This window comes from Necropsobacter massiliensis, from assembly GCF_000827595.2.
GTDB classification, from domain to species: Bacteria; Pseudomonadota; Gammaproteobacteria; order Enterobacterales; family Pasteurellaceae; genus Necropsobacter; species Necropsobacter massiliensis.
The window spans coordinates 170,684-197,220 of sequence record NZ_LN776178.1 but is presented as its reverse complement, the minus strand read 5'-3'; the positions used below and the strand labels follow the sequence as shown (position 1 = coordinate 197,220).

Genomic DNA, 26,537 nt, shown 5'->3' with positions numbered 1-26,537 from the left:
CCGACCAACGCCCCATGTATAGTATTTCTACGATATGGTTTAGGTTGAAGCATTAATGAACCAGTGTTTTCTATGCAAGCCTTATCTTTCCATACATTTTTCATAGCCACACACTGACTGCCATTTTGTTCAATAGTGATTAATGATTATTGAATGAGATTGTTTAGGTTAAGATTTGATTAGACATAAACCACCGCCTTTTGGTATTTCTTTCTATATTGAGATTCCCCCATATATCAAACACTACCAAAAGTCAGCCGAACGTATTCCCTCTCGGATATTATTAGTCGCCCCCTCGACATAAATAAAATTATATTTATGCGTATTAAGTCTTAATCAAAACCTACACATAAAAAACCGCACGTTTTACGTGCGGCTTGCTATGCTTTTCCTTATTTAAAAGCAACTCTTGCATTTCTAAACAAGCGCATCCAAGCACCGTCTTCGCCCCAATCTTCCGGATGCCATGAATTGCTGACGGTGCGGAATACGCGTTCCGGATGCGGCATCATGATAGCGATGCGGCCGTCAACATTAGACAAGGCGGTAATTCCTTCTACGGAACCGTTCGGATTGGCTGGGTAGACTTCCGTCGGCTGCAGGTTGTTGTCGATATATTGCGCGACAATCAGTTTCTGCTCGCGCAATTGTTGTAACTGTTGCGCGTTTTTGAACTCTACCCGACCTTCACCGTGCGATACCGCAATCGGCATGTGGGAACCCGCCATTCCGTTAAACCACAGGGAATTGCTGTCATTAATGCGCACTAGCGCGGCACGGGCCTCAAAGCGTTCGGACTGATTACGCACGAAACGCGGCCAAGCTTGTGTGCCAGGGATGATATCAGTGAGGTTGGAAAGCATTTGGCAACCGTTGCACACGCCCAGCGCTAGCGTATCTTGATTCTCGAAAAAGGCGGCGAACTGGTCGCGAAGTGCGGTATTAAATAGGATAGATTTTGCCCATCCACCGCCGGCACCAAGAACATCACCGTAAGAGAAACCGCCGCAAGCAACAAGTGCATTAAACTCGTTCAAATTGCGACGGGCGGCATGTAAATCGCTCATATGGACGTCAACGGCTTCAAAACCGGCGCGGTCAAATGCCGCCGCCATTTCCACATGGCTGTTAACCCCTTGCTCGCGCAAAATAGCGATACGCGGTCTGGCTCCACCGGCGATATAAGGGGCGGCAATATCTTCGTTCACATCGTAACTCAGATGTGCAGAAAAGCCCTTATCGGACGCATCTTTCTTGGCGGCAAACTCCTGATCGGCACATTCCGGATTATCGCGCAGACGCTGCATTTGATGGGTAAGTTCCGCCCATACGCCACGCAATTCGGAACGTTTTTCGCTGATTAATACTTTATTACCGCGGCTAATTTCAAATTCATCATTTTCAGTTACATCGCCCAGCTCTTTGGTTAAATGAATCAAACCATGCTGAGCCAACACTTCACGCACTGCTGCCAAATCGGTTTCTCGCACCTGAATCACGGCGCCGAGTTCTTCGCTAAATAACACGCTTAAATCGTTGTCACCCAGCGCACTGATATCCACAGAAACCCCGCAATGACCGGCAAATGCCATTTCCGCCAGCGTCACTACCAGTCCGCCGTCGGAACGGTCATGATAGGCCAACAGTTTTTCCTGCTCTACCAGCGTTTGCATGGCAGCGAAAAAGCCTTTCAAGCTGGCGGCACTGACCACATCCGCCGGTTTGTCGCCCAGTTGTTTATATACCTGCGCAAGTGCGGTTGCGCCCAAACGATTTTTGCCCTCACCCAGATCGATGAGTAATAGACGGCTGCTGCCTTTATCAGTGCGTAATTGCGCAGTGACGGTTTTACGTACATCTTCCACGCGGGCAAAGGCACTGATGATTAAAGACAATGGCGCGGTAACGGATTTCTGCTCACCGTTTGCCTGCCATGTGGTTTTCATGGACATAGAGTCTTTGCCTACCGGCACGGTTAAGCCAAGCTGCGGGCACAGTTCTTCCCCCACCGCTTTCACTGCGGCATACAGCCCGGCGTCCTCACCGGCATGACCGGCCGCCGACATCCAGTTCGCGGATAATTTAATTCGTTTAATATCGCCGATATCCGTTGCCGCAATATTGGTAATGCTTTCGGCGACAGCTAACCGGGCAGAGGCGGCGAAATCCAGCAGCGCTACAGGAGCACGTTCGCCCATCGACATTGCTTCGCCGTAATAGCTGTCCAGACTGGCGGTTGTTACCGCACAATCTGCCACCGGAATTTGCCACGGACCGATCATTTGATCGCGCGCTACCATGCCGGTCACTGAACGGTCACCGATCGTAATCAGGAAGGTTTTTTCCGCCACCACCGGCAGGCGCAATACGCGATATAACGCGTCTTTTAAGCTGATGTCATCCTGCGAAATCGGCGAATTTTCCACCGCACTTGAGCGCACATCGCGGGTCATTTTCGGCGTTTTGCCTAATAATACGCCCATCGGTAAATCAATCGGATTATTGTCGAAATGGTTATCATGTAAAGTCAAATGCGCCTCTGCCGTAGCTTCGCCGATGATGGCATAAGGCGCTCGCTCGCGACGACACAGCTGTTCAAATAAGGCTAACTTATCAGCGGCAACCGCCAATACATAACGCTCCTGCGATTCATTACACCAAATTTCCAGCGGCGACATACCGCGCTCATCACATAAAATATTGCGTAATTCAAACTTGCCGCCGCGTCCTCCGTCGTGCACCAGTTCAGGCATGGCGTTGGACAAACCGCCCGCCCCCACATCATGAATAAACGCGATAGGATTATCCTCACCCAGCTGCCAGCAACGGTCGATCACTTCTTGGCAGCGACGTTCCATTTCCGGGTTATCGCGCTGCACGGAGGCAAAATCCAAATCCTCTTTCGATTTGCCGGAAGCCATGGACGATGCCGCACCGCCGCCCAGACCAATATTCATCGCCGGACCGCCGAGTACGATAAGTTTTGCACCGACCGGAATCTCACCTTTTTGTACGTGTTCGGCGCGAATGTTACCGATGCCGCCCGCCAGCATAATCGGTTTATGGTAGCCGCGCACTTCTTCCCCGTTGAAGCTGTTCACTTTTTCTTCGTAGGTGCGGAAATAACCCAACAATGCCGGTCGACCGAATTCGTTGTTAAATGCGGCGCCGCCCAACGGACCTTCAAGCATAATATCCAGCGCGGATGCAATGCGATTCGGTTTGCATAACGGCGCTTCCCAAGGCTGCTCGAACCCCGGAATCAACAGGTTGGACACCGAAAAGCCGACCAGTCCCGCTTTCGGTTTGGCACCGCGACCGGTGGCGCCTTCATCACGAATTTCACCACCGGAACCGGTCGCCGCGCCCGGAAACGGAGAAATAGCGGTCGGGTGATTATGGGTTTCCACTTTCATCAAAATATGCGCGTCTTCATTATGGTAGCGATACTGACCGTCTTGATCCGGGAAAAAACGACCGACTTTCGAGCCTTCCATCACCGCCGCATTGTCTTTATAGGCGGAAAGTACATAATCCGGAGTCTTTTCAAAGGTATTTTTAATCATCTTAAACAGGGATTTTTCCTGTTTCTCGCCGTCAATCACCCAATCGGCGTTAAAAATCTTATGCCGGCAATGTTCCGAATTGGCTTGCGCGAACATGTACAGTTCAATATCGTGCGGATTGCGCCCAAGTGCGGTGAAATTTTCCACTAAATAATCTATTTCATCCGCTGCCAATGCCAGCCCTAAATCCACATTCGCCGCCTCCAGCGCCTGTCGCCCGCCGTTTAAAATATCCACCGAGGTAAACGGTTTCAGTTCCTGATGACGGAATAATACCTGCGCCTGTTGTGGCGTGCGGATCACGGTTTCCATCATGCGATCATAAATATGCGCAACCAGTCGCTGTTCTTCGCTGTCACTTAATGCACGCGTCGTTTCAAAATAAAACGCCAAACCGCGTTCCAGCCGCAGCACTTTATCTAAACCGCAGTTATGCGCAATATCCGTCGCTTTCGATGACCAAGAAGAAATCGTGCCCACACGCGGGATCACGATAAAACACTCGCCCGCCGGCTCGTGTTGTGCCAATGTCGGACCGTAGTGTAACAATTGTTCTAATTTCTGCGTTTCATCGGCATTCAGTGCGCCAGCAAGTTCGGCAAAGTGCAGATATTCCGCATAGCAGGATTTAACCGGCAAATCGGCTTTCTGAAAACGTTGTGCCAAGTGATTTAAACGGAATGAAGACAAAGCGGGCGAACCGCGGAAGACCTGTAACATAAACTTTTTACCATGGGTTAGAGTTAACAAAAAACGGGCATATTATAAAGGAATTTAGACGGAAACGAAAACGTTTGCGCCGGATAAAATAAAAAACGCCCTCATTACTCAACAAGGGCGTTTCAGCGTATCGGTCAGCAATTAACCCATACCATATTTTTTTAATTTTTTGCGTAAGGTACCGCGGTTAATACCCAACATGGTCGCAGCACGGGTTTGATTGCCGCGAGTATATTGCATAACCATATCCAGCATAGGATGTTCAACTTCGGCTAAAACCAATTCATAAAGATCGTTCACGTCCTGACCGTCTAACTGTGATAAATAGTTTCTTAATGCCTGTTTCACCGAATCACGAAGCGGTTTGTTGGTGACCTGAGATTGTGAATTTAAAACTGAAACCGTTAAGGCCTCAGCCGGATTACGTTGTTGTTCTAACATGTCTCTCTATCCAATTGAATCAAATTAAAATAATCTTCCAATGCGGCGAGCTGCCCTGCGGCGGTCGTAATCGCATTAAAAGTCTGTTTAAAACCGGAATTAGGTTGAATTCCCTGTAAATACCAAGCTACATGCTTGCGCGCTATGCGATATCCTTTTTCCTCACCGTAAAAACGATGCAGCTCACGGATATGACGCAAAATTACACCGCACTTTTCCGCTAAGTTAGGCGCTGAAATGACCGAATTCGCTTCGACTAAAGCCGCCACCGATTGAAAAATCCATGGTTTGCCCAGTGCGCCACGCCCGATCATTATTGCATCCGCCTCGGTATAATTCAGCACATCAAGTGCTTTACGGGCAGATGTAATATCGCCGTTTGCGATAACCGGAATAGAAACCTGTTGCTTCACCGCGCTGATATTATCGTATTCGGCTTCCCCTTCAAATAAACATTCGCGGGTACGCCCGTGAACAGTCAAAGCCTGAATACCGGATTGCTCCGCTATTTTCGCGATTTCCACGCAATTTCTATTTTTCCGATCCCAGCCTGTTCTAATTTTTAGTGTTACAGGCACATCCACGGCATTGACTACCGCCTCAAGAATCCGTCGAACCAAATCGGGATACTGCAAAAGCGCCGAACCGGCCATCCTGCGGTTTACCTTCTTGGCGGGGCAGCCCATATTAATATCAATAATCTGTGCCCCGTATTCTACGTTGACTTGTGCCGCCTGTGCCATTTCAGCAGGATCGGAACCCGCTATCTGTACGGCGTTTATCCCTGCGTCCTGATGATGAGACAGACGCAGTTTCGACTTTTCGGTATGCCAAACTTGTGGATTGGCCGACATCATTTCGGAATAGGTTAAACCCGCGCCGTAATGAGCGCAAATCCGCCGAAACGGTTGGTCGGTAATGCCTGCCATCGGAGCAAGAAGAATACGGTTTTTCAGTTGATAAGACCCAATCCGCATTTTCACTTCCCCGTCACACATTAATCCAATCAAAGCCAAACATGCCGTCAGTCGCCTATCAATCGACAAGGCGTGCTATCATACGCACTTTTACCCCATTTGAAAAGCATATTTTTTATACAAATTATAAATTTTTTTCAATTGTTTAACCGATGTCTAAATTTCGATAAATTAATTGCTAAAAAATATACTTAAGCCTTGACAAGGTTAGCTTAATTTTCCCGTAATCCGGCACCATTCTTCCCTTACTTCGACAGGTGCGAGCATAAAACGTTCAGCATACGCCTCACAAACCGACGGCGCCTGTGTCTGCAAAATGCCGGATAAACAAAGCAATCCGTTCGGCTTCACCAATTGGCTGATCAGCGGATACAGCTCTTTCAGCGGTCCCGCCAGAATATTGGCGACCACCACATCCGCTTTTAAATCCGCCGGTTTATCGGCGGATAAAAACAACTGCAAACGCGCCGCCACGCCGTTATGTTGCGCATTATTGCCGCTGGCTAAAATCGCCTGCGGATCAATGTCAATACCGACCGCACTTTTTGCGCCCAATTTCAGTGCCGCAATTGCCAGAATGCCGGAACCACAACCGAAATCGATCACTGTTTTGCCGCTTAAATCCAAACCGTCCAGCCATTCCAGACACAACGCAGTGGTCGGATGTGTACCCGTGCCGAATGCCAGACCGGGATCCAACATTACATTGACCGCTGTTTCATCCGGCACCTCACGCCAGCTCGGGCAAATCCACAGGCGTTCGCCGAAACGCATCGGATGGAAATTATCCATCCAGGCACGTTCCCAGTCTTTATCTTCAATTTGCTCAATCTTATAAACGAAGTTTTCTTCCAGCAGTGCGCTATGCTCAAGTGCGGTCAGAATTTGTTGCATATCAGTTTCGGCATCAAACAGCGCCATAATATCCGTATTGCCCCATAATCGGGTTTCGCCCGGCAACGGTTCGAAAATCGGCGTATCCTGACTGTCCATAAAGGTCACGGACACTGCCCCGATTTCCTGTAAATAATCACTAATGCGTTCTGCCATTCGATCCGTGCTGTTTAACCGGATTTGTACCCAAGCCATTGTTTATCCTATTTATTTACCAATTCTTTGATTAATTTCAATACCGGCGGAAATTCCGTGCAACCTTCTCGATCCAAAAAATGCCCGCCGCGCGGCAGACGAATATACACTGCCTGCAAATGTTTTGCCAGTTCGTCGCTATAACGATGCGGCACGATAGGATCATCCAGCGCGCTGATCACATAACACGGAAACGGCATACAAGGCGGGGCGATGGCATACAGATTGGAAAACGGCATTAATTCTTCCAATCCCTCAACCGGTTGATAAAAACCGGATACGAAAATCGCTGCCAGCGGTCGGGCATATTCAAAAGCTAGCAAATTCAGCGTTGCGATTGACCCCAAACTATGCCCGATAATAATCGTCTTCTCATCAATCACTACATGATGCTTTAAATAGTCTAACCATTCCTGTGCGTTCGGCGTTTGCGCATTCGGCATAGCCAGAATATGACATTCAATCCCGATGTCACTCAGCTGTTGCCCCAGCCATGGAAACCAATGTTTTTCGGGAGCGGCCAGATAACCGTGCACAATATAAACTCTGTTCATGATTTCTCTCTTACAGTTATGATTTTTTCACCGATTTTATTCGTCGCCAGAAAAGCCAGCAAACCGAATACCAAGGACGGCACGATAGCATGAAAATCAAACAATTTGACACCCGCGGCGGTTAAGGCAATATAACTGCTGAGCCCAACCAGCATAGAGCCGATGGCGCCGTAGGCATTGGCTTTATCCCAGTACAACCCTAAGATAATCACCCATAAAAACGCCGCCTCCAAGCCGCCGAAAGCGAACAGATTCAGCCAGATTATCATATCCGGCGGATTCAGCGCCGCCAGAATCAGCAACGCGGTCAAACCCAGTGTAATCAATGAAGAAAAGCGACCGATTTTTTTCTGATTATGTGCCATTTCCGGTTTGGCGGATAAATAGAGGTCTTTGACGAAAATCGATGAGGATTGAATCAGCTGAGCATCAATGGTGGACATGATCGCCGACATCGGTGCTGCCAGAAAAATCCCGGCGACAATTGGCGGCAACACTTGTAGCATTAATGTCGGAATAACCTGATCCGGCACGTTCAGCTCAGGAATGATCGCTCGCCCCAACGCGCCCGCCAAATGCATACCCAACATAATCACCGATAACACCAGCGTGCCGATCAACATGCCGCGATGCAGTGCCCGACTGTTTTTAAACGCCATACAGCGCACTGCCGTGTGTGGCAAACCGACCACGCCGAAACAAACTAAAACCCAAAACGATGCCATAAACTGAAAATCCAGCATATCGTTCGGTCCATAAGGACTGACCAGCGCGGGATCAATTTCGGTTAATTTTTGCACCGCACTTTCCACTCCGCCAGCAGCATAAATCGTGCCGACCAGCAAAATAATTGTACCCAGAATCATCACCGTGCCCTGAATCGTATCGGTCAGCACCACGGCACGAAATCCGCCGATAAAAGTATATAATCCGACGGTTAAAGCGAAAATCAGCAACGATTGCGTGTAAGGAATGCCGATCGCGGTTTCCAGCAAGCGTGCACCGCCGATAAACTGTACTGTCATCGCGGCAAAAAAAGCGATCAGCAATGCCAATCCGGCAATCCAGACCAGATATTGATTTTTATAGCGATACAATAATAAGTCGTTAATGGTTAACGCATTGGTTTCGCGCGAAAGCAGCGCGAATTTTTTCCCCAACGCCCCAAGTGCAAGCCAGACTGCCGGTACCTGAATCATCGCCAGCAAAACCCAGCCAAGCCCGAATTTATACGCCGCCCCCGGTCCGCCGATAAAGGAACTGGCACTGGCATAAGTGGACGCAGTAGTCATCGCCAGCACAAAGCCGGTCATCGAACGGTTACCCACATAGTATTCAGTCAAAAAATCGCCTTTCGTACGCTTTACATAAGCATACACCGCTGCACCGAAAATAAAGGTAAGATAGATGATCAGCGGAAGTACAATACCTAAATTCATTTGTCCTCCCGATTTTGAATATCGCTTTCAAGGCTAATATCCTGATATACAATTTTAATCACCCAATAGGCGACTACAATAAATAATACGGGTAAATAAAAACAGGATAATTCAAACCAGAGCGGGAATCCGAGCGGACCTCGTGTTTCTTGCGGCAAATAAGCACACAAACACCAGCCGATCACATACAGAATGGTTAAACCCAACGCCCAGCGGGCTTCTTTACTGGCCTGCCGATAACGCGGATCGCGGTTTATTTTCTCGTTTTGCATGATTGATACTTTTTTATCCATAAAAAATCCCTTCCTCCGTCGCCGGAAGAAGGGAAATCAGTCATTAATCGCGCATACCTAATTTCTTTTCAAGGTAATGAATATTCGTGCCGCCACGTTGGAAATTTTCATCGTCCAGAATCAATTCATGCAGCGGGATATTGGTTTTGATTCCGCTGATAATCGTTTCTGCCAACGCATTTTGCATGCGACGAATCGCCACTTCACGGGTATCGCCGTAAGTGATCAGTTTCGCAATCATAGAATCATAATGCGGTGGGACAGTATAACCGGCATACACATGGGAATCCCAACGTACGCCTAAACCGCCCGGTGAATGCAGATGCGTCACTTTACCCGGCGACGGCAGGAAAGTGTTCGGATCTTCGGCGTTAATTCGACACTCGATCGCATGACCTTTTACTTTAATATCTTCCTGCTTAAAGGAAATCGGCAAACCGGCGGCAATACGCAGCTGTTCTTTAACTAAATCCACACCGGTGATCATTTCGGTCACTGGATGTTCCACCTGAATACGAGTATTCATTTCGATAAAATAGAACTCACCGTTTTCATACAGGAACTCAAAGGTACCCGCCCCGCGATAGCCGATCTCTACACAAGCTTTGGCACAGCGGGAACCGATGTCGCGCCGTACTTGTTCGGAAATACCCGGCGCCGGCGCTTCTTCCACCACTTTCTGATGACGGCGTTGCATGGAACAGTCGCGTTCGGCCAGATACACCGCATTGCCGTGGGTATCCGCCAATATCTGAATTTCCACATGACGCGGATTTTCCAGATATTTTTCCATATACACCATATCATTATTAAATGCCGCTTTGGCTTCCGCTTTGGTCATCGCAATGGATTCTTCCAGCGCACTTTCGCTGCGTACCACGCGCATGCCGCGTCCACCGCCGCCGCCGGAAGCTTTAATAATAACCGGATAACCGATACGTTTGGCAATTTCTTTATTTTTCGCCATATCGGTTCCCACCGGACCGTCAGACCCCGGCACGCAAGGCACACCGGCTTTTTTCATGGCATGAATGGCAGACACTTTATCGCCCATTAGGCGGATCACATCAGCGGTCGGACCGATAAAAATAAAACCGGAACGTTCCACCTGCTCGGCAAAATCGGCGTTTTCCGATAAAAAACCATAGCCCGGATGAATGGCATCGGCACCGGTCACTTCGGCGGCGGCGATAATCGCCGGAATATTCAGGTAACTTTTTGCAGAAGGTGCAGGCCCGATACAAACCGTTTCATCCGCAAGTAAAACGTGTTTCAGCTCACGGTCTGCGGTAGAATGTACCGCGACGGTTTTAATGCCAAGCTCTTTGCAGGCGCGCAGAATACGTAATGCGATTTCGCCGCGGTTGGCAATAACAACTTTTTCTAACATAAGAATGTACTCTTAGCATATTATTGCGGGGCGCCAAGCGCCCCACACAAGACAGGATTATTCGATTACGATTAACGGTTCGTCAAATTCGACCGGTTCGCCGTCATTGACTAAAATGGCTTTCACCACACCCGCTTTGTCGGCTTCAATACGGTTCATCATTTTCATCGCTTCAACGATACACAGCGCATCACCAATTTTGACGGTTTGACCAAGCTCAACAAACACTTTGGCGTCCGGGCTAGGACTGCGATAGAAAGTGCCCACCATCGGTGAGCGCACGATATGCCCAGATAATTCATCCGCAGCCGGTGCAGGCGTTGGTGCGCTCGGCGCGGTAACCGCAGGTGCTGACGGCGCTGCAACCGGTGCCGCAGGAACGGTATATTGCAGCGCAGTTGCCGCTGGCGCCCCGCGATTAATACGAACGGATTCTTCACCTTCGGAAATTTCAAGCTCCATAATGCCCGATTCTTCCACCAATTCAATCAGTTTTTTAATTTTACGAATGTCCATAACGATTTCCTGAAATACTAAAAAATTCGACCGCACTTTTTGCTCACATAGGCAAATTGATAAAAGTGCGGAGGGTTAAAATGTAATTCCGCCCGAGAGATTACCTGAAAATCACGCTGTTGGCGACAAAATTCTGTTAAATGCGTTAAAATTCAGGCTAATTTCGGCTTTTTTGCCAAATAATCCAGCGCATAATGCAGTGCAAATTCATAACCCAGCGCGCCCAGCCCGCAAATTACCCCTTCGGCAACATCACTGAAATAGGAATGATGGCGAAACGGTTCGCGCTTATGAATATTGGATAAATGAATCTCAACAAACGGAATCGCAACTGCCAGCAACGCATCGCGCAATGCCACGCTGGTGTGCGTATAAGCCGCCGGGTTAATAAGAATAAAATCAATTTGACCAAAACTGCGGTGAATACGCTCAATCAGTTTTTCTTCACTATTTGCCTGAAAACACTGCAATTCCACCTGATTATGCGTGGCAATTTCCTGCATACGGCGTTCAATTGCCGCTAAACTCATGCTGCCGTAATGATGGGGTTCGCGTTTGCCCAACATATTCAAATTCGGACCGTTTAATAACAAAATCCGTGCAGATTGCGCCATAATTCTATCCTTTTTCTTTCAATAGCCTGCATTATAGCGGTTTTTAAAAAAACCGCAGTACAATAACCTGTGGTCAAACCAATTCGCTTTGCTGTTGGCTTGTGCCAAAAACGCAGCGCAATTACCCGCGCGGAATTTCAACCTCAGTAATAAACGTCGATTCAAGCCCCACCAACGGCAAATTCGATCCTTGCCATTCGCGCATTACCTGATAATCCATTAAACTTAACGTATCCAGCCCCGGTGTCACATGCGGTGTATATTGCTGCGCGATGCGAGCCAATTGCGTTAGCCCCAGACTGCTTTCAATTGATGAGCTGATCACCGCTTTCAGCCCTTGGCGCTGTGCCTGTTCAATTAACGCGACACAACGTTGCAGCGAACCGACTAACGTAGGTTTAATAATAATCGCCGCCACATTCGGTTCCGCTGCTACGCAAAAATCCGGTTCGCGCACAGATTCGTCCCACGCAATAGCAATACCGCTTTCGCGGGCGAATTGACGACTTTCTTCACGGGTTTTGCAAGGTTCTTCCAAAAACTGAATCCGGCTGCGATGTTCCGGTTTCACATATTTGGCAAATAACAGCGCTTTTGCTGGCGTCCAGCTGCGATTGGCATCCAGACGCAAACACAAATCGGGAATCGCCTCCAGCAGCATATCCGTAATCATGCCGTCACGATTGGCTTCATACATGCCGACTTTAATTTTCGCCACTTTTTCGCCCTGCATTCGGTTAAGCGGTTCATACAGTTCATCGGGATCGCCGTAACATAACGGTGCGACCTGATAATTACCCTCGCGCATTAAGGTGCCTTTCAGCTCGGCAAAGGCGCAACTTAAACCGAATGCCACGGAAGGATACAATCCGTCTAAAGAGAGCTTTTCATTTTTGCTGCGCGCTGCATCCCAGTTTGTTAACCAAAGTGCGGTCTGTTTTCGTGCCATTTCCAGCGTTTCTTGGCTAAACTCCGGCAACGGCGCAATTTCGCCCCAACCTTCATTCTCACCGCATTTCACCTGCACCAACAACCCCTCGCGCCGTTTTAAAAAACGGTTACGCAAAATGAGTTGGCTGTCCACCGGAATTGAGTATTGATAAAGATGATATTCACGCACTGTCATTGTCTTACTTATCTTGGCCGTACTGAAATAAAGGGTGGACACTTCCACCCCGTTATATGATTAATCCACTACGGATTACGTTTAAACTTGCTGAAATCCGGCGCCCGTTTTTCATTGAAAGCATTGCGTCCTTCCTGACCTTCTTCGGTCATATAAAACAACATTGTCGCGTTGCCCGCCAGTTCCTGCAAACCGGCCTGACCGTCGCAATCGGCATTCAATGCAGCTTTCAGGCAACGCAAGGCAATCGGGCTGTTGCGTAGCATTTCGCGACACCAGCGTACGGTTTCCTTTTCCAGTTGCGCATAAGGCACAACGGTATTGACCAAACCCATATCCAGTGCTTCCTGCGCATTATACTGACGGCATAAAAACCAGATTTCGCGCGCTTTTTTCTGTCCGACAATGCGCGCCATATAGCTGGCCCCCCAACCGCCGTCGAAAGAGCCCACTTTCGGTCCGGTCTGCCCGAAAACGGCGTTATCCGCGGCAATCGTCAAATCACACAACATATGCAGCACATGCCCGCCGCCGATCGCATAGCCTGCGACCATCGCCACCACCGGCTTCGGACAGCTGCGAATATCTCGCTGAAAATCCAGCACATTCAGGTGATGTACGCCGCTTTCGTCTTTATAACCGCCGTAATCGCCGCGTACTTTCTGATCCCCGCCGGAACAGAAGGCTTTTTCCCCTTCTCCGGTTAACACGATCACACCGATTTTTTCATCAAAGCGCGCATCAGCAAACGCCCGAATCATTTCTTTCACAGTCTGCGGACGAAACGCATTGCGCACCTGCGGGCGGTTAATCGTGATTTTGGCAATGCCATCGGCAGATTTGTGATAAAAAATATCTGTATAGCCGTGGCTGCAATCCACCCACTCAATCGGTGCATAAAGCACGTCGTCTTTTGGATTTTGCATAATAATTCCTTTGTTTTAATCGGTTGCTGAAAACGGCTCATTATATCCCAATCTGTGCACGACTAAAAGTGCGGTCGATTTTTTCACCGTTTCAAGCAAACAAAACGGGAACCGACCCGCGCCGATTCCCGTTAATTTAGTATTCAATAGACTTATTTCGCCAGTTTCGCCTTATAAGTCGGGTTCATCAGGTTTTCTACCGAAAGGATATCATCCAATTCCGCTTCGGTTAACAGCCCCATTTCCAGCACCACTTCACGCACGCTGCGACCGGTTTTGGCACAGGTTTTACCAACAATATCGCCGTTATGGTGACCGATAAACGGATTCAGATAAGTGACGATACCAATGGAATTAAACACATAGTTTTCGCACACTTCTTTGTTGACGGTAATGCCGTCGATACATTTTTCCCGCAGGTTCACACAGGCATTGGTTAAAATACTGATACTTTCAAACATTGCCTGCCCGATCACCGGTTCCATTACATTTAACTGCAATTGTCCCGCTTCCGCCGCAAAGGTGACGGTGGTGTCGTTACCGATCACTTTAAAGCAAACCTGATTAACCACTTCCGGAATAACCGGATTGACTTTCGCTGGCATAATAGAAGAACCTGCCTGCAATTCCGGCAGATTGATTTCGTTCAGCCCGGCGCGCGGTCCGGAAGACAATAAGCGCAAGTCGTTACAGACTTTAGACAATTTCACTGCGGTACGTTTCAGCGCGCCATGCACCATAACATAAGCGCCGCAGTCGGAGGTGGCTTCGATTAGGTTACTGGCGTTCACACAAGGCAGACCGGTGACTTCCGACAAACGTTTAACCACCAGTTCGGAATAGCCTTGCGGGGTATTTAATCCGGTACCGATGGCGGTTGCGCCCAGATTTACTTCCAGCAACAATTCGGCGGTACGTTTTAAATTGCGCACTTCTTCGTCCAGCAACACGGAAAAGGCTTGAAATTCTTGCCCCACCGTCATCGGCACTGCATCCTGTAGCTGCGTACGTCCCATTTTTAGTACATTGGCGAACTCTTTCGCTTTATTTTCAAAACTTTGCTGCAAATACAACACTTCGCTAACCAGATTCATGATGCTGTTGTACACCGCAATACGGAAACCGGTCGGATAGGCATCATTGGTGGATTGGCTGGCATTAACATGATCCATCGGATTCAGATACTGATATTCGCCTTTTTTATGCCCTAAAATTTCCAGCGCCAAGTTGGCGACCACTTCATTGGTGTTCATATTCACTGAAGTTCCCGCCCCGCCCTGATACACATCAGACGGGAACTGATCCATACATCTGCCATCAACTAAAATCGCATCGCAGGCATTGACAATGGCTTTGGCGATCTTTTCCGGAATCGCGCCCAATTCACCATTAGCCAGTGCGGTGGCTTTTTTCACCATCACCATACCGCGCACAAATTCCGGTATATCGGAAATCTTCATGTTAGAAATGTTAAAATTTTCCACCGCTCTTAAGGTGTGAATCCCCCAATAGGCATCCGCCGGCACATCACGTTCGCCCAGTAAATCAACTTCTTTTCTTGTATTCATTGTTATATCCTCGCTTTTTCATTAACAACAGATAAGAAACCGTTCCTGCACAGCCTTCGCCCGCGCCCGAAGATTCCCGTAATCGTTAGTATTATAGGAAAGATAATCGGGAAAAAATGTGATCCAGATCATTCTTTACATTTTGTTCACACTCATATAACTAATTAAATTGATTAGTTTTCTTATTGCAAATTCAGCTTGAAATTTGCCGTTACGCCCTTATACAGAGCATAGTTAGTGTTACGGAGAATCATCATGCCGGCTGTTTTATTTATCTTGAGCATATTGCTGTTTATTTATGCGGAATTATCCGTGTTAATCTGGCTCGGCACGCATATCGGCATTATCGGCGTTCTGCTTTTGTTGGTACTTGCCTTTCTGGCGGGAATGTTGATAATCAGAATGCGTGGCTGGTACAGCCTGACCAGTGTACAACGTCAACTAAGCCGCGGTGAAATTCCGACCCGCGCGCTGATTCGTTCGGGCATTTGGATTTTTGCCGGTTTGCTGCTGATGCTGCCGGGATTGGTCAGCGATATACTGGCACTCGCATTACTGACGCCATGGGGCAGCGGTTTGCTGGAAAACGCCGTTAAACATAAAATCAGCCTGTTTAGCAGCGGATTTGTGCGCAAAACCTACCGCACTTTTCATCGCCCCTCCGAGAGCGATATTTTCGAGGCAGAATATGAAAAACAAGTAGATGAGGACAAAAGAATAAAATAATTTTATTTTTCTCTTGAAAGGGAAAAATTGTTCCCCATATTGTTTCTGCGTTTAATTAATTAACACTCTAAGAAGGAAATGAAAATGAATATTCGTCCATTACATGATCGCGTGATCGTAAAACGTGAAGAAGTCGAAACCCTTTCCGCCGGCGGTATCGTGTTAACCGGTTCGGCAGCAACCAAATCCACTCGTGCCAAAGTGCTGGCGGTGGGCAAAGGTCGCATTCTGGAAAACGGCACCGTTCAGCCGTTGGATGTGAAAGTCGGCGATACCGTTATCTTTAATGACGGTTACGGCGTCAAAGCGGAAAAAATCGACGGCGAAGAAGTGTTGATCGTCTCTGAAAACGATATTTTAGCAATCGTTGAATAATCTTTTTTAATCAGTGAATTACAGAAGGAATACATAACATGGCAGCAAAAGACGTAAAATTTGGTAACGACGCACGGGTCAAAATGTTAGCGGGCGTAAACGTACTAGCCGATGCAGTAAAAGTCACCTTAGGACCAAAAGGCCGTAATGTCATCTTAGATAAAGCGTTCGGCGCACCGACTATCACAAAAGACGGCGTATCCGTTGCACGCGAAATTGAACTGGAAGATAAATTTGAAAATATGGGCGCGCAAATGGTGAAAGAAGTCGCGTCTAAAGCCAATGATGCCGCAGGCGACGGTACCACAACCGCAACCGTGTTGGCTCAAGCTATCGTCAATGAAGGTCTGAAAGCCGTCGCCGCGGGTATGAATCCAATGGATTTAAAACGCGGTATCGATAAAGCGGTTAACGCGGTTGTCGCCGAGTTAAAAGTATTGTCCAAACCGTGCGAAACATCCAAAGAAATCGAACAAGTGGGTACCATTTCCGCTAACGCCGATAACGTAGTTGGTCAGCTGATTGCGCAAGCGATGGAAAAAGTGGGCAAAGAAGGCGTGATCACCGTTGAAGACGGCACTGGTCTGGAAGACGAATTGGATGTGGTTGAAGGTATGCAGTTCGACCGCGGTTATTTATCTCCGTATTTTATCAACAAACCGGAAACCGCGACCGTTGAACTGGATAATCCTTATCTGTTATTGGTCGATAAAAAAATCTCCAACATCCGCGAACTGTTACCGGTATTGGAAGCTGTAGCAAAAGCCGGCAAACCGTTGCTGATTATTGCCGAAGATGTGGAAGGCGAAGCACTGGCGACATTGGTAGTGAACACTATGCGCGGTATCGTGAAAGTCGCTGCGGTGAAAGCGCCGGGCTTCGGTGATCGCCGTAAAGCAATGTTGCAGGATATCGCCATTCTGACCGCCGGTACCGTGATTTCCGAAGAAATCGGCATGGAACTGGAAAAAGCTACACTGGAAGATCTTGGTCAGGCTAAACGTGTGGTGATCAATAAAGATAATACAACGATTATCGACGGTGTGGGCGATGAAGCGCAAATCAAAGGTCGTGTGGCACAAATTCGTCAGCAAATTGAAGAATCCACTTCAGATTATGACAAAGAAAAACTACAGGAACGCGTAGCCAAACTTGCTGGCGGTGTCGCCGTGATCAAAGTGGGTGCGGCAACCGAAGTTGAAATGAAAGAGAAAAAAGACCGCGTGGAAGACGCACTGCACGCAACCCGTGCCGCAGTGGAAGAAGGCGTAGTAGCCGGCGGCGGTGTAGCATTAATCCGTGCTGCAACAAAAGTGGCGACCAGCGTTAAAGGCGATAACGAAGAGCAAAATGTAGGTATCAAACTTGCCTTACGCGCGATGGAAGCGCCATTGCGCCAAATCGTCGCCAACGCAGGCGAAGAAGCCTCTGTCGTGGCCAGTGCGGTGAAAGCAGGCGACGGCAACTACGGTTATAACGCCGGTACTGAACAATATGGCGATATGATCGAAATGGGTATTTTGGATCCGACTAAAGTGACTCGTAGCGCATTACAATTCGCCGCGTCTATCGCCGGATTGATGATCACTACCGAAGCCATGGTAACTGAGCTGCCGAAAGAAGAAAAAGCTGATTTAGGCGGCGCCGGAATGGGCGGTATGGGAGGCATGGGCGGCATGATGTAATGCCCCTAAGCGTACCCAAAACGCTTGATAAGTAACAATAAGTGCGGTGGTTTTTAAAAACGTTTCAAAAAACCACCGCACTTTTTTGTGCTTGTGAGAAGCGGAGGGATAGGAATTATTCATAAAGCCGAATATAATACGCGGACTTAATCAGCCAGCAGAGGACAGTATGGATTTTGCCGTTTATCTTCAATTTTTTATCGGGCTTATTGCATTGGTGAATCCGATCGGTGTCGTTCCGATTTTTTATTCAATGACCTCGGATCTTACCAAGGCGCAGCAAAACAGAACCGGATTAGTCACCAGTTTCTCCATTGCGGCGATCTTACTGGTGAGTTTCTACTTCGGTAACTTTATTTTAAATTCCTTCAATATTTCCATTGATTCTTTCCGCATTGCCGGTGGTACCGTGGTAGTGATGATCGCACTGACCATGATTAACGGCAAAATCGGCGAGCATAAAATCAATAAAGAGGAAAAAAACGAAAATATCGAAGATTACAACAATATCGCGGTCGTACCGCTGGCAATGCCGATTATGGCGGGGCCCGGTTCCATCAGTGCGACCATCGTGTTCGGTTCCACCCAACATAGCGCCATAGAATATCTCTATTCTTCCGTTACTATTATGCTGTTCGGTTTAGGCTGTTTTATGCTATTTCGTTATTCCGAACCGGTAATTCAGAAATTAGGCAAAACCGGTTCGAATGTCATCACCCGTATCATGGGGCTGCTGCTCATGTCGCTGGGTGTGGAGATCATTACCACCGGGCTGAAAAACCTAGGCGTGTTTTAAACGTCATCTAATAGTAACTGTTAAAGTGCGGTAATTTTTTAAAGAATTTTGAAAATAGCCGCATTTTTATTACATTCTTAGCCATTATCATAAAAATAACCATCCTGTTCGCTTGGCGCCCAATCAAAACTAAATAAAATTCAATAAAAGCCTATTTTTTTAAATAATTTTTAATGAAATTTCATTTTCATAAAATTTAACCTTAAAAAATTTGCCTTTTGAGGATATTTTATTGCATATTAATGACGAGCCGGTCATCGGTACATATTTTTATAACAATTGCAAACTCTCAATATCCAGCCAAGAAGGAAGTTTATATGTCAACAGTCGCATCTTTAGAAGCGTTTTTAGCTAAAGTCCAGCAGCGTGATCCGAATCAACCTGAATTTCTGCAAGCAGTGCGCGAAGTCTTAACCTCGCTGTGGCCGTTTCTGGAAAAAAATCCGCAATACCGTTCCGAAGCATTACTCGAACGTTTAGTCGAACCTGAACGCGCGATCCAGTTCCGTGTCGCATGGCTTGACGACAACGGTCAGGTGCAGGTAAACCGAGCTTTCCGCGTACAATACAACAGCGCGATCGGACCGTTTAAAGGCGGCATGCGTTTTCATCCGTCGGTCAATCTGTCTATTTTAAAATTTTTAGGATTTGAACAAACTTTCAAAAACGCCCTGACTACTTTACCGATGGGCGGCGGCAAAGGCGGTTCCGATTTTGATCCGAAAGGTAAATCCGATGCGGAAGTGATGCGTTTCTGTCAAGCCTTAATGATCGAATTATATCGCTATGTCGGTCCGGATACCGACGTGCCGGCCGGCGATATCGGCGTCGGCGGTCGCGAAGTAGGCTATTTAGCAGGGATGATGAAAAAACTCTCCAATCAGGCGGCCTGCGTATTTACCGGACGCGGTCTATCCTTCGGCGGCAGTCTGATTCGACCAGAAGCCACAGGCTACGGTTTGGTTTATTTCGCACAAGCCATGCTGGGCGAAAAAGCACAATCTTTTGCCGGCAAAACGGTGGTCGTTTCCGGTTCCGGCAACGTCGCCCAATATGCCATTGAAAAAGCGCTGCAATTAGGTGCCAAAGTCGTTACCTGTTCCGACAGCGCCGGCTATGTATATGATGAAGCGGGTTTCACCACAGAAAAATTAGCGGCGTTAATGGAAATCAAAAATGTAAAACGCGGTCGGGTGAAAGATTATGCCGAACAGTTCGGTTTACGCTATGTCGCAGGCGAACGTCCTTGGGGCGTAAAAGCGGACATCGCCTTGCCTTGTGCAACACAGAATGAACTGGAACTGACCGATGCGAAAAAACTCATCGCCAACGGTGTTCAATTGGTGGCAGAAGGCGCTAACATGCCGACAACTATTGACGCGACCGACGCATTCTTAGAGGCTGGTGTGTTATTCGGTCCGGGTAAAGCGGCTAACGCTGGCGGCGTAGCGACATCCGGTCTGGAAATGGCACAAAGCTCACAGCGCTTATATTGGACATCAGAAGAAGTGGATAAAAAATTACATCAGATCATGCTGGATATCCACGCCAACTGTAAAAAATACGGTACTGTCGAAGGTCAGGCGAATATTAACTATGTTGTTGGCGCAAACGTTGCGGGCTTCGTGAAAGTGGCCGATGCGATGTTGGCACAGGGTGTGTATTAAAGCGCACCGCCACAGGGCATAAAACAACAAAGGCATAACGAAACGGTCCGTTATGCCTTTTATTTGCACTACATATCAATAACGATAATTAAAGAAATTTCGCCTTTAATGCTTTTGCCACTGCTAATTGCTGTTCGGTGGCTTTGGCGGTCATCGGTTCGCGGCAATAGCCGGCATCAACGCCTTCAAGCTTTAATAATTCTTTAATAGTTAAATATAAGCCGTTGGCCAAAATACCTTCAATAAGATCGTTAGTGACGTGCTGAACCGCTAACGCTTCTGCCAGTTTACCGGCTTTGGTCAGCTCAAAAATCTGTCTTGCGCGGATACCGTTGACATTAAATGTACTGCCGATTGCGCCGTCAACTCCCAAGGCTGCCGCCGGTAACATCATTTCGTCGAAACCAGCCCAAATCAAGTGATTCGGATAGGCTTTTTTCAGGCGCTCCAGCAAATAGAAATCACCGGCGGTGAATTTAACCCCTAAGATTTTCGGATTTTCATACAGCTCGCCAAACTGCTCAACGCCAATGTTCACGCCGGTTAAAAACGGAATGGAATAAACGATCATGTTGCTGCCGGTTTCGGCAATAATGGTATCGTAATACCGTTTGATTTCCACAAAACTGAATTTGTAGTAAAACGGTGTTACCGCAGACAAACAATCATATCCCAGTTCGGTGGCATATTTGCCCAGTTCAACCGCTTCGTGCAGATTTACACTCCCCACTTGTGCAATTAATGCCACTTCATCTTTGGCTTCGTCTTTTGCAATGCGGAAAATTTCTTTCTTCTCTGCAGTGGAAAGCATAAAGTTTTCGCCGGTACTGCCACCGACATACAAACCGTCCACTTTCATTTTATCAATATTATGACGAATAATTTGACGAACACCTTTTTCGTTGATAGATCCGTCTTCGTTATAGGATATTAGCAAGGCACTGAAAATGCCTGTTAAATCTTTCATTGTTTGCTCCTGACAAGATAGGGTTATTTAACCCGTTGTTCCAAAATAACATTTACCGTTTTTTGTTTCATTTCGACCGCATTTTCTTCTTCCGCCTGCACCAGCAGAGCGTAAATCAAATCCAGCACAAAAAGCTGCGCGATTTTAGTACCGATGGAATCCCCTTGCAGACGTCCCTGACGATGTCCGTTAATCAGCACATAATCCGCTACCTGTGTTATCGGCGAACGCAGATTATGCGTTAACGCCACGGTAACTGCGCCGTTTTTTCTGGCGATGCTTAACGCCTGCGTAGTTTCTTTCGAATATCCCGAATGACTGACACCGATAACCACATCATCCGGATCCATTAATGCCGCCTGCATATACATAAAATGATTGTTGCTGGTAGCATCGACCTGCAAGCCGATTCGCATGAGTTTGTGTTTGGTATCTTCTGCGGTAATGCCGGAAGAGCCCGCACCGAAAATGAAAATTCGCTTAGCGCGCCGTAATGCGATTACCACTTCTTCCAGCTGATTGAAATCCAACAGATTAATGGTCTCGGTAATCACGTTATTAATCGAATTGTGCAGTTTCTCTGCGATACTTTGCGCATCGTCAGCTTTCGTGATATCGCTTTCCAGCAAGGAATTCGGCTGTTTTTCTCTGGTCGCCAACTCAATGGAAAGCTGTAATTTGAAATCGGTAAACCCTTTAAATCCCAAGGTGCGGCAAAACCGAATAAAGGTCGCCTCCCCAACATCAAACTGTTCGGCTATTTCGGCCAAAGAACACTGACTTAATGAATGCGGCGAAGAGAGAATCGTCGTCGCAATTTTTTTCTCCGTTTTCGTCAGGCTATTATATAAAGCACCAATTGTGTCTAAAATATTTCCGCTCGCCGCTGCCATAATATGCCCTCTTTACTATCAATTTATGTTTTATTGGTCAATCAACGCCACAGGAATCTTAACCACCAGTTTTTTAATGTTTACGCCGTCGCCTTCCACGTTACAGCAAGGTTTATGCGGTTCATAAGGGAAAAAGACGGCGAACATCTTCGATTTCAGCAATACGCTGCTTTTATTCGGAATATCCGGCGTCAGCTGATAATCGTCCTGTTCATTATAATCACTATAAGCGCAAAGATCAGGATAATTTACGCCGTATTCAATTCGCTCCGCGCCGCAAATCAATAGCTGCACATCCACGTATTTACGGTGCAGTTCGGCCTGCTTAGTGTGTGGGTCGGCGGTGGCGGGTGTCATCACGTTCATATAAATTTCGTCGCGAATATCGTGTCGTCCGTTTTCCAGCGCCGCCAGATCCAAACCCTTCAGGTATTCACAAATATCCGCTATGAGCGGTGGCAATCCGCGTTTAAAATCCGCTCTGGTTAAATCCCCGAAAATCATCGTATCGTCCTCTTTAGTCTAGAATAAATTATCCTTCAGACGGTTTTCCATCCAGTATGCCGCACCGATCAATCCCGCATCGCCAGCGTATTTAGCGGCTTCCAGCGGACATTGATAAAATTGCGGCAGTTCACTTAAATACTGCCGAACCAAAGGCAAATAGCCCTCTGCCAAACCAACGCTGCCGCCGATAACGGTTTTCTGAATATCCAGACCGATTACCATATCCGCCACTAAATTCGCAATGGCGGAGGCTGAACGGCGCACAAGTGCGGTCGCTTTTTCATCATTTTTACGAAACAGCTCAAACACTTGTTTCGGCGTACATGGTGTTTCCCAACGCGAGGCGGCAGCTTCAATCGCACGCCCAGCGGCAACGGCTTCAATACAGCCCCGGCGACCGCAACCGCACAGCGGACCGTTCGGATCCGCCAGCGTATGCCCGATATGCCCGCTAACGCCGTTTGGTCCGGTGGAAAGCTGTCCGTCCAAAATAATACCACCGCCGACACCAGTAGAAACAGTAATAAATACGAAATTTCGAACCGCACTTTTATCCTGTTCCCGGTATTCCGCACACACCGCCGCCTGCACGTCATTTAATAAACCGATAGGTTTGTCCGTATGCCGAGCAATGGCGGCTTGCAGCGGAAAATCTGCCAACCCGCCTAAGTTCTTAGGGTTCAATGCGGTCAATACACCGTTATTGATAATGCCCGTCGAAGCTACTGCCACCGCATCAAATTGTCCTTGATAAGTGTGGATAATGTCAGCCAGCGCACGCTGCAAGCCGTCGGCCGGTTCCTGTTGCGGCGTGGCTATTTGGCAACGCTGCGTAATCTGTCCGTCCATCACTAACGCCGAGGCGAGTTTTGTGCCGCCGAGATCAAGAGCTAAACAACGCATATTGCCGCCACCCTATGATTTCGCCGATTTAACGGCATCCGCAAACCAGCTGACGATATGTTCCAAACGGGTCAGCGCAGATCCTACCGTAACCGCATCGGCACCGTTTTCAATAGCTGTTTTAGCTAATTCCGGCGTGTTATAACGCCCTTCCGCCATCACATAACAACCGGCGGCTTTCAGATCTTTTACCAGCTGATAATCCGGTTCCAGCGGAATGTCGCCACCGGTATACCCCGACATCGTACTACCGACAATATCGAAACCGAGTTGATGACAATACAACCCTTCTTGTAAATTAGAACAATCCGCCATGGCAAGACAGCCGACCTGTTTGATTTTTTTCAGCGCGCTTTCAATATCCACCGGGCGCGGACGAGCCGTACCGTCAACCGCAATAATGTCGGCACCTGCCGCAGCAAGGTCTTCAATATCCTGCAAAAACGGGGTAATCCGCACCGGACTGTCGGGCAAATCACGCTTAACAATTGCAATAATCGGTACATCCACAAGTTGACGCGTCGCTTTTAAGTTCTCTACCCCCTCAATACGCAATCCTGAAGCGCCGCCGATCACCGAAGCCTGCGCCATTGCCGCGACGATTTCGGGTTTATCCATGGGGCCGTCATCAACCGGCTGACAAGAAGCGATTAATCCGTAGCGAATGCGATTCAGAATTTCTTGATGTGATAGTTTTGACATACAAACTCCAATCTATAAATTAAAAAAGAAGTTAATCTTCATCATTAGCATAGTCGGATAAAAATAAAAAACAAGCGAAATAATCAAAAATTGAGATCTTGATCATAAAATCAGAGTAAAACTTCATACAAATAGAAACATTGCAATTTTTTTCCAATTTTATTACTAGCGTCAATTACATCAGCTTATCCAATGCCATTTGGCTGAATATGTGATCCCTTTCGCAATAATGAAATATTACTTTATTTCTAATGTAATAAACTGGAATTTACACTCCATAAATGCTTTAATAAGTGCATTTGAAACCATATCAACTAAAAAAGGACCGATCATGTCATCAGAAAACCCGCTTTCCGCACGCCTTCAATATATACAGCAGCAAGGGATGCTAAACGATCAGGATATGTTTAACCGCTATCAACAGAAAAAAGACGAGTTTACAAAACACGCCGATATTTCCTTAATCGGTCATTCATTATTTGATATGTGGTCAGATATCGCCGACTATCCGCCTTTTGCGCCGGAAAAAACGGTTGCCAACCTGGGCATTTCCGGCACCAGCGCCTATCAATATCTGCACATCATCATTAAGCGCAATCTGATCACGCAGCTTGGTAAAACAGTTTTTATCTTTCTTGGCGTCAACGATATTCTGAAAGAAATCGATTACAGCCCACAGCAGGTTGCCGACTGGATCAGCCAGATTTTCGCTAAACTGCGCGAAATTTCACCGCACTCGGCTTACTTTCTATTGGAAGCCACACCGGTTTTAAACCAACAAAAAATCCACAATGCTCAAATTCGCGAACTTAATGCTTACCTGAAAGCGCATTGTCCGGCAGGACTTGGATTTATCGACACCTATCGCGCCTTTAGCGATCCTCATCAGAATTTGCAGGCGGCGCTAACCACCGACGGCGTGCATTTTACCGCTGCCGGTTATGCACAACTAATTCAGCTGCTTACACCGCATTTAGGTTAACTGCTTGATTTTCCACCAGTCGTCCCAATAAAATACCGTATCCTTAAAGTGCGGTATTTTTTCTTCTCATTTTTAGCGGTTTCACGGTAAACTATGGACCTTAAATTGATTAAATGATGAAAATAACTTTATAGTATGCGTTTACTTATTTTTACCCTTGCGGCGTTTCTACTGCTGTTCCAGTATGATTTCTGGTTCGGCAAAAACGGCTATTTCGATTATCAGGATACGGCGAAAGAAATTGCCGTACGCCAGCAGGAAAATGAAAAATTATCGCAACGTAATCAAATTATTGCCGCCGAAATCAAAGACTTGAAAGAAGGCGTTGATGCCATTGAAGAACGTGCCAGATTGCAGCACGAGATGGTTAAGCCGGACGAAACCTTCTACCGTATTGTAAAAGATCATAAATGATGAGCACGCCGTTACGCCAATTTATCGCCGTTGTACCCGCCGCCGGTGTCGGCAGTCGTATGCAGACCGATAAACCGAAACAATATCTTGAAATACAAGGTAAAACTATACTCGAACACAGCTTAAACCGATTGCTGGCGCATCCTGCCATAGCGAAAATTATTGTCGTAGTCGGGCAGGAAGATCCTTATCCCGCACAACTGGATTTTTTGCAGCAGCCGAAAATTCAACTGACTGTCGGCGGCAATACACGTGCGCAATCGGTTTTCAACGGTTTATGTCAGATAGATTGCCCGACAAACACCTGGGTTTTGGTACATGATGCCGCGCGACCATGCTTAAACCGACAGGATTTAGACCGATTGCTAGAAATTGATGATGAAAACGGCGCCATTTTAGCTGTTCCGGTAGTGGACACAGTGAAACGCGCCACCGCACAGCAGCAGATTCAGCATACGGAAGATCGTAGTCAGTTGTGGCTGGCACAAACCCCGCAGCTGTTTCGCGCAGACTTATTAAAAACCGCATTACAACAGGCTTTCGCACAGGGGCTTTCGGTCACCGATGAAGCATCAGCCATGGAACTGATGGGATTTCGACCGCACTTGGTGGTAGGTCGGGGCGATAATATCAAAATTACCCGACCAGAAGATCTGGCATTAGCCGAATTTTATTTAAGCCGAACGCAATAAACCGAGGAA

General features: G+C 47.4%; 26 protein-coding genes. 8 read left to right on the top strand and 18 right to left on the bottom strand.

Features of this window, described 5'->3' with window-relative positions; translation table 11 throughout:
* Positions 1-392 precede the first annotated feature (392 nt).
* The 13 genes from purL to aspA all read right to left on the bottom strand — a co-directional run bounded on the left by purL (position 393) and on the right by aspA (position 15,219).
* Complete coding sequence (gene purL / locus BN3349_RS00975) at positions 393-4,286, bottom strand: phosphoribosylformylglycinamidine synthase (protein ID WP_040975434.1); 3,894 nt, start codon at positions 4,284-4,286, stop codon at positions 393-395.
* A gap of 141 nt (positions 4,287-4,427) precedes the next feature.
* Positions 4,428-4,727: a DNA-binding transcriptional regulator Fis gene (gene fis / locus BN3349_RS00970; protein ID WP_032092358.1), complete on the bottom strand. Its 300-nt coding sequence runs from the start codon at positions 4,725-4,727 to the stop codon at positions 4,428-4,430.
* Positions 4,721-5,704, bottom strand: coding sequence for a tRNA dihydrouridine synthase DusB (gene dusB / locus BN3349_RS00965; protein ID WP_040975625.1), 984 nt, complete (start codon positions 5,702-5,704; stop codon positions 4,721-4,723). Before dusB ends, fis begins: the two co-directional genes overlap by 7 nt.
* A gap of 207 nt (positions 5,705-5,911) precedes the next feature.
* A complete protein-coding gene (prmA, locus tag BN3349_RS00960) occupies positions 5,912-6,793 on the bottom strand; it encodes a 50S ribosomal protein L11 methyltransferase (RefSeq protein ID WP_040975433.1) in 882 nt (293 codons plus the stop codon).
* Between the two features lie 8 nt (positions 6,794-6,801).
* Complete coding sequence (locus tag BN3349_RS00955) at positions 6,802-7,347, bottom strand: RBBP9/YdeN family alpha/beta hydrolase (RefSeq protein ID WP_040975432.1); 546 nt, start codon at positions 7,345-7,347, stop codon at positions 6,802-6,804.
* Positions 7,344-8,786 (bottom strand): sodium/pantothenate symporter, encoded by a 1,443-nt coding sequence (panF, locus tag BN3349_RS00950; RefSeq protein ID WP_040975431.1) that lies wholly within the window; start codon positions 8,784-8,786, stop codon positions 7,344-7,346. Before panF ends, BN3349_RS00955 begins: the two co-directional genes overlap by 4 nt.
* Complete coding sequence (locus BN3349_RS00945) at positions 8,783-9,079, bottom strand: YhdT family protein (RefSeq protein ID WP_306456827.1); 297 nt, start codon at positions 9,077-9,079, stop codon at positions 8,783-8,785. Before BN3349_RS00945 ends, panF begins: the two co-directional genes overlap by 4 nt.
* Positions 9,080-9,122: 43 nt before the next feature.
* Complete coding sequence (gene accC, locus BN3349_RS00940; protein WP_040975430.1) at positions 9,123-10,469, bottom strand: acetyl-CoA carboxylase biotin carboxylase subunit; 1,347 nt, start codon at positions 10,467-10,469, stop codon at positions 9,123-9,125.
* A 57-nt stretch (positions 10,470-10,526) separates the two neighbouring features.
* The gene (gene accB / locus BN3349_RS00935; protein WP_040975429.1) at positions 10,527-10,985 is read right to left on the bottom strand and encodes an acetyl-CoA carboxylase biotin carboxyl carrier protein; all 459 of its coding nucleotides are present in this window, start codon (positions 10,983-10,985) and stop codon (positions 10,527-10,529) included.
* A 152-nt stretch (positions 10,986-11,137) separates the two neighbouring features.
* A complete protein-coding gene (gene aroQ, locus BN3349_RS00930) occupies positions 11,138-11,599 on the bottom strand; it encodes a type II 3-dehydroquinate dehydratase (RefSeq protein ID WP_040975428.1) in 462 nt (153 codons plus the stop codon).
* A 121-nt stretch (positions 11,600-11,720) separates the two neighbouring features.
* Entirely contained in the window at positions 11,721-12,725 is a 1,005-nt protein-coding gene (menC, locus tag BN3349_RS00925) for an o-succinylbenzoate synthase (RefSeq protein WP_040975427.1), read from the bottom strand.
* A gap of 68 nt (positions 12,726-12,793) precedes the next feature.
* Complete coding sequence (gene menB / locus BN3349_RS00920) at positions 12,794-13,651, bottom strand: 1,4-dihydroxy-2-naphthoyl-CoA synthase (RefSeq protein ID WP_040975426.1); 858 nt, start codon at positions 13,649-13,651, stop codon at positions 12,794-12,796.
* Positions 13,652-13,803: 152 nt separating this feature from the next.
* Positions 13,804-15,219, bottom strand: a complete 1,416-nt coding sequence (aspA, locus tag BN3349_RS00915; RefSeq protein ID WP_040975425.1) for an aspartate ammonia-lyase — start codon at positions 15,217-15,219, stop codon at positions 13,804-13,806.
* Between the two features lie 255 nt (positions 15,220-15,474).
* Between aspA and BN3349_RS00910 the strand changes: the two genes are divergently transcribed.
* From BN3349_RS00910 to gdhA, 5 genes are all read left to right on the top strand, one after another.
* Positions 15,475-15,945, top strand: a complete 471-nt coding sequence (locus tag BN3349_RS00910; protein WP_040975424.1) for an FxsA family protein — start codon at positions 15,475-15,477, stop codon at positions 15,943-15,945.
* An 84-nt stretch (positions 15,946-16,029) separates the two neighbouring features.
* Positions 16,030-16,320 carry a co-chaperone GroES gene (locus tag BN3349_RS00905; protein WP_032092371.1) on the top strand — a complete coding sequence of 97 codons (291 nt, stop codon included), beginning with the start codon at positions 16,030-16,032 and terminating at the stop codon, positions 16,318-16,320.
* Positions 16,321-16,358: 38 nt separating this feature from the next.
* A complete protein-coding gene (gene groL, locus BN3349_RS00900; RefSeq protein ID WP_032108401.1) occupies positions 16,359-18,005 on the top strand; it encodes a chaperonin GroEL in 1,647 nt (548 codons plus the stop codon).
* Between the two features lie 169 nt (positions 18,006-18,174).
* Positions 18,175-18,801 carry a YchE family NAAT transporter gene (locus BN3349_RS00895; protein ID WP_040975423.1) on the top strand — a complete coding sequence of 209 codons (627 nt, stop codon included), beginning with the start codon at positions 18,175-18,177 and terminating at the stop codon, positions 18,799-18,801.
* 317 nt (positions 18,802-19,118) lie between these two features.
* Positions 19,119-20,468, top strand: coding sequence for an NADP-specific glutamate dehydrogenase (gene gdhA / locus BN3349_RS00890; protein ID WP_040975422.1), 1,350 nt, complete (start codon positions 19,119-19,121; stop codon positions 20,466-20,468).
* 88 nt (positions 20,469-20,556) lie between these two features.
* Here the strand turns inward: gdhA and nanA are convergent, their stop codons facing one another.
* The 5 genes from nanA to BN3349_RS00865 are packed head-to-tail and all read right to left on the bottom strand — an operon-like array spanning position 20,557 to position 24,440.
* Complete coding sequence (gene nanA / locus BN3349_RS00885; RefSeq protein ID WP_040975421.1) at positions 20,557-21,435, bottom strand: N-acetylneuraminate lyase; 879 nt, start codon at positions 21,433-21,435, stop codon at positions 20,557-20,559.
* Between the two features lie 23 nt (positions 21,436-21,458).
* A complete protein-coding gene (locus BN3349_RS00880) occupies positions 21,459-22,328 on the bottom strand; it encodes a MurR/RpiR family transcriptional regulator (protein WP_032108397.1) in 870 nt (289 codons plus the stop codon).
* A gap of 30 nt (positions 22,329-22,358) precedes the next feature.
* On the bottom strand, positions 22,359-22,832 hold the full coding sequence (gene nanQ, locus BN3349_RS00875; protein WP_032108396.1) for an N-acetylneuraminate anomerase: 474 nt from the start codon (positions 22,830-22,832) through the stop codon (positions 22,359-22,361).
* Positions 22,833-22,850: 18 nt separating this feature from the next.
* On the bottom strand, positions 22,851-23,738 hold the full coding sequence (locus BN3349_RS00870; protein ID WP_040975420.1) for an N-acetylmannosamine kinase: 888 nt from the start codon (positions 23,736-23,738) through the stop codon (positions 22,851-22,853).
* A 12-nt stretch (positions 23,739-23,750) separates the two neighbouring features.
* On the bottom strand, positions 23,751-24,440 hold the full coding sequence (locus BN3349_RS00865; RefSeq protein WP_040975419.1) for an N-acetylmannosamine-6-phosphate 2-epimerase: 690 nt from the start codon (positions 24,438-24,440) through the stop codon (positions 23,751-23,753).
* Between the two features lie 385 nt (positions 24,441-24,825).
* Here BN3349_RS00865 and BN3349_RS00860 point away from each other — a divergent pair, with 385 nt between their 5' ends.
* From BN3349_RS00860 to ispD, 3 genes are all read left to right on the top strand, one after another.
* Positions 24,826-25,422: a GDSL-type esterase/lipase family protein gene (locus BN3349_RS00860; protein WP_040975623.1), complete on the top strand. Its 597-nt coding sequence runs from the start codon at positions 24,826-24,828 to the stop codon at positions 25,420-25,422.
* Between the two features lie 135 nt (positions 25,423-25,557).
* Positions 25,558-25,836 carry a cell division protein FtsB gene (gene ftsB, locus BN3349_RS00855; RefSeq protein ID WP_040975418.1) on the top strand — a complete coding sequence of 93 codons (279 nt, stop codon included), beginning with the start codon at positions 25,558-25,560 and terminating at the stop codon, positions 25,834-25,836.
* Entirely contained in the window at positions 25,836-26,528 is a 693-nt protein-coding gene (gene ispD, locus BN3349_RS00850; RefSeq protein ID WP_040975622.1) for a 2-C-methyl-D-erythritol 4-phosphate cytidylyltransferase, read from the top strand. Before ftsB ends, ispD begins: the two co-directional genes overlap by 1 nt.
* Positions 26,529-26,537 lie beyond the last annotated feature (9 nt).

Coding starts and splice junctions, on each gene's coding strand:
- purL (WP_040975434.1), bottom strand. CDS start 4,286: ATGTTACAGGTCTTCCGCGGTTCGCCCGCTTTGTCTTCATTCCGTTTA.
- fis (WP_032092358.1), bottom strand. CDS start 4,727: ATGTTAGAACAACAACGTAATCCGGCTGAGGCCTTAACGGTTTCAGTT.
- dusB (WP_040975625.1), bottom strand. CDS start 5,704: ATGCGGATTGGGTCTTATCAACTGAAAAACCGTATTCTTCTTGCTCCG.
- prmA (WP_040975433.1), bottom strand. CDS start 6,793: ATGGCTTGGGTACAAATCCGGTTAAACAGCACGGATCGAATGGCAGAA.
- BN3349_RS00955 (WP_040975432.1), bottom strand. CDS start 7,347: ATGAACAGAGTTTATATTGTGCACGGTTATCTGGCCGCTCCCGAAAAA.
- panF (WP_040975431.1), bottom strand. CDS start 8,786: ATGAATTTAGGTATTGTACTTCCGCTGATCATCTATCTTACCTTTATT.
- BN3349_RS00945 (WP_306456827.1), bottom strand. CDS start 9,079: ATGGATAAAAAAGTATCAATCATGCAAAACGAGAAAATAAACCGCGAT.
- accC (WP_040975430.1), bottom strand. CDS start 10,469: ATGTTAGAAAAAGTTGTTATTGCCAACCGCGGCGAAATCGCATTACGT.
- accB (WP_040975429.1), bottom strand. CDS start 10,985: ATGGACATTCGTAAAATTAAAAAACTGATTGAATTGGTGGAAGAATCG.
- aroQ (WP_040975428.1), bottom strand. CDS start 11,599: ATGGCGCAATCTGCACGGATTTTGTTATTAAACGGTCCGAATTTGAAT.
- menC (WP_040975427.1), bottom strand. CDS start 12,725: ATGACAGTGCGTGAATATCATCTTTATCAATACTCAATTCCGGTGGAC.
- menB (WP_040975426.1), bottom strand. CDS start 13,651: ATGCAAAATCCAAAAGACGACGTGCTTTATGCACCGATTGAGTGGGTG.
- aspA (WP_040975425.1), bottom strand. CDS start 15,219: ATGAATACAAGAAAAGAAGTTGATTTACTGGGCGAACGTGATGTGCCG.
- BN3349_RS00910 (WP_040975424.1), top strand. CDS start 15,475: ATGCCGGCTGTTTTATTTATCTTGAGCATATTGCTGTTTATTTATGCG.
- BN3349_RS00905 (WP_032092371.1), top strand. CDS start 16,030: ATGAATATTCGTCCATTACATGATCGCGTGATCGTAAAACGTGAAGAA.
- groL (WP_032108401.1), top strand. CDS start 16,359: ATGGCAGCAAAAGACGTAAAATTTGGTAACGACGCACGGGTCAAAATG.
- BN3349_RS00895 (WP_040975423.1), top strand. CDS start 18,175: ATGGATTTTGCCGTTTATCTTCAATTTTTTATCGGGCTTATTGCATTG.
- gdhA (WP_040975422.1), top strand. CDS start 19,119: ATGTCAACAGTCGCATCTTTAGAAGCGTTTTTAGCTAAAGTCCAGCAG.
- nanA (WP_040975421.1), bottom strand. CDS start 21,435: ATGAAAGATTTAACAGGCATTTTCAGTGCCTTGCTAATATCCTATAAC.
- BN3349_RS00880 (WP_032108397.1), bottom strand. CDS start 22,328: ATGGCAGCGGCGAGCGGAAATATTTTAGACACAATTGGTGCTTTATAT.
- nanQ (WP_032108396.1), bottom strand. CDS start 22,832: ATGATTTTCGGGGATTTAACCAGAGCGGATTTTAAACGCGGATTGCCA.
- BN3349_RS00870 (WP_040975420.1), bottom strand. CDS start 23,738: ATGCGTTGTTTAGCTCTTGATCTCGGCGGCACAAAACTCGCCTCGGCG.
- BN3349_RS00865 (WP_040975419.1), bottom strand. CDS start 24,440: ATGTCAAAACTATCACATCAAGAAATTCTGAATCGCATTCGCTACGGA.
- BN3349_RS00860 (WP_040975623.1), top strand. CDS start 24,826: ATGCTAAACGATCAGGATATGTTTAACCGCTATCAACAGAAAAAAGAC.
- ftsB (WP_040975418.1), top strand. CDS start 25,558: ATGCGTTTACTTATTTTTACCCTTGCGGCGTTTCTACTGCTGTTCCAG.
- ispD (WP_040975622.1), top strand. CDS start 25,836: ATGAGCACGCCGTTACGCCAATTTATCGCCGTTGTACCCGCCGCCGGT.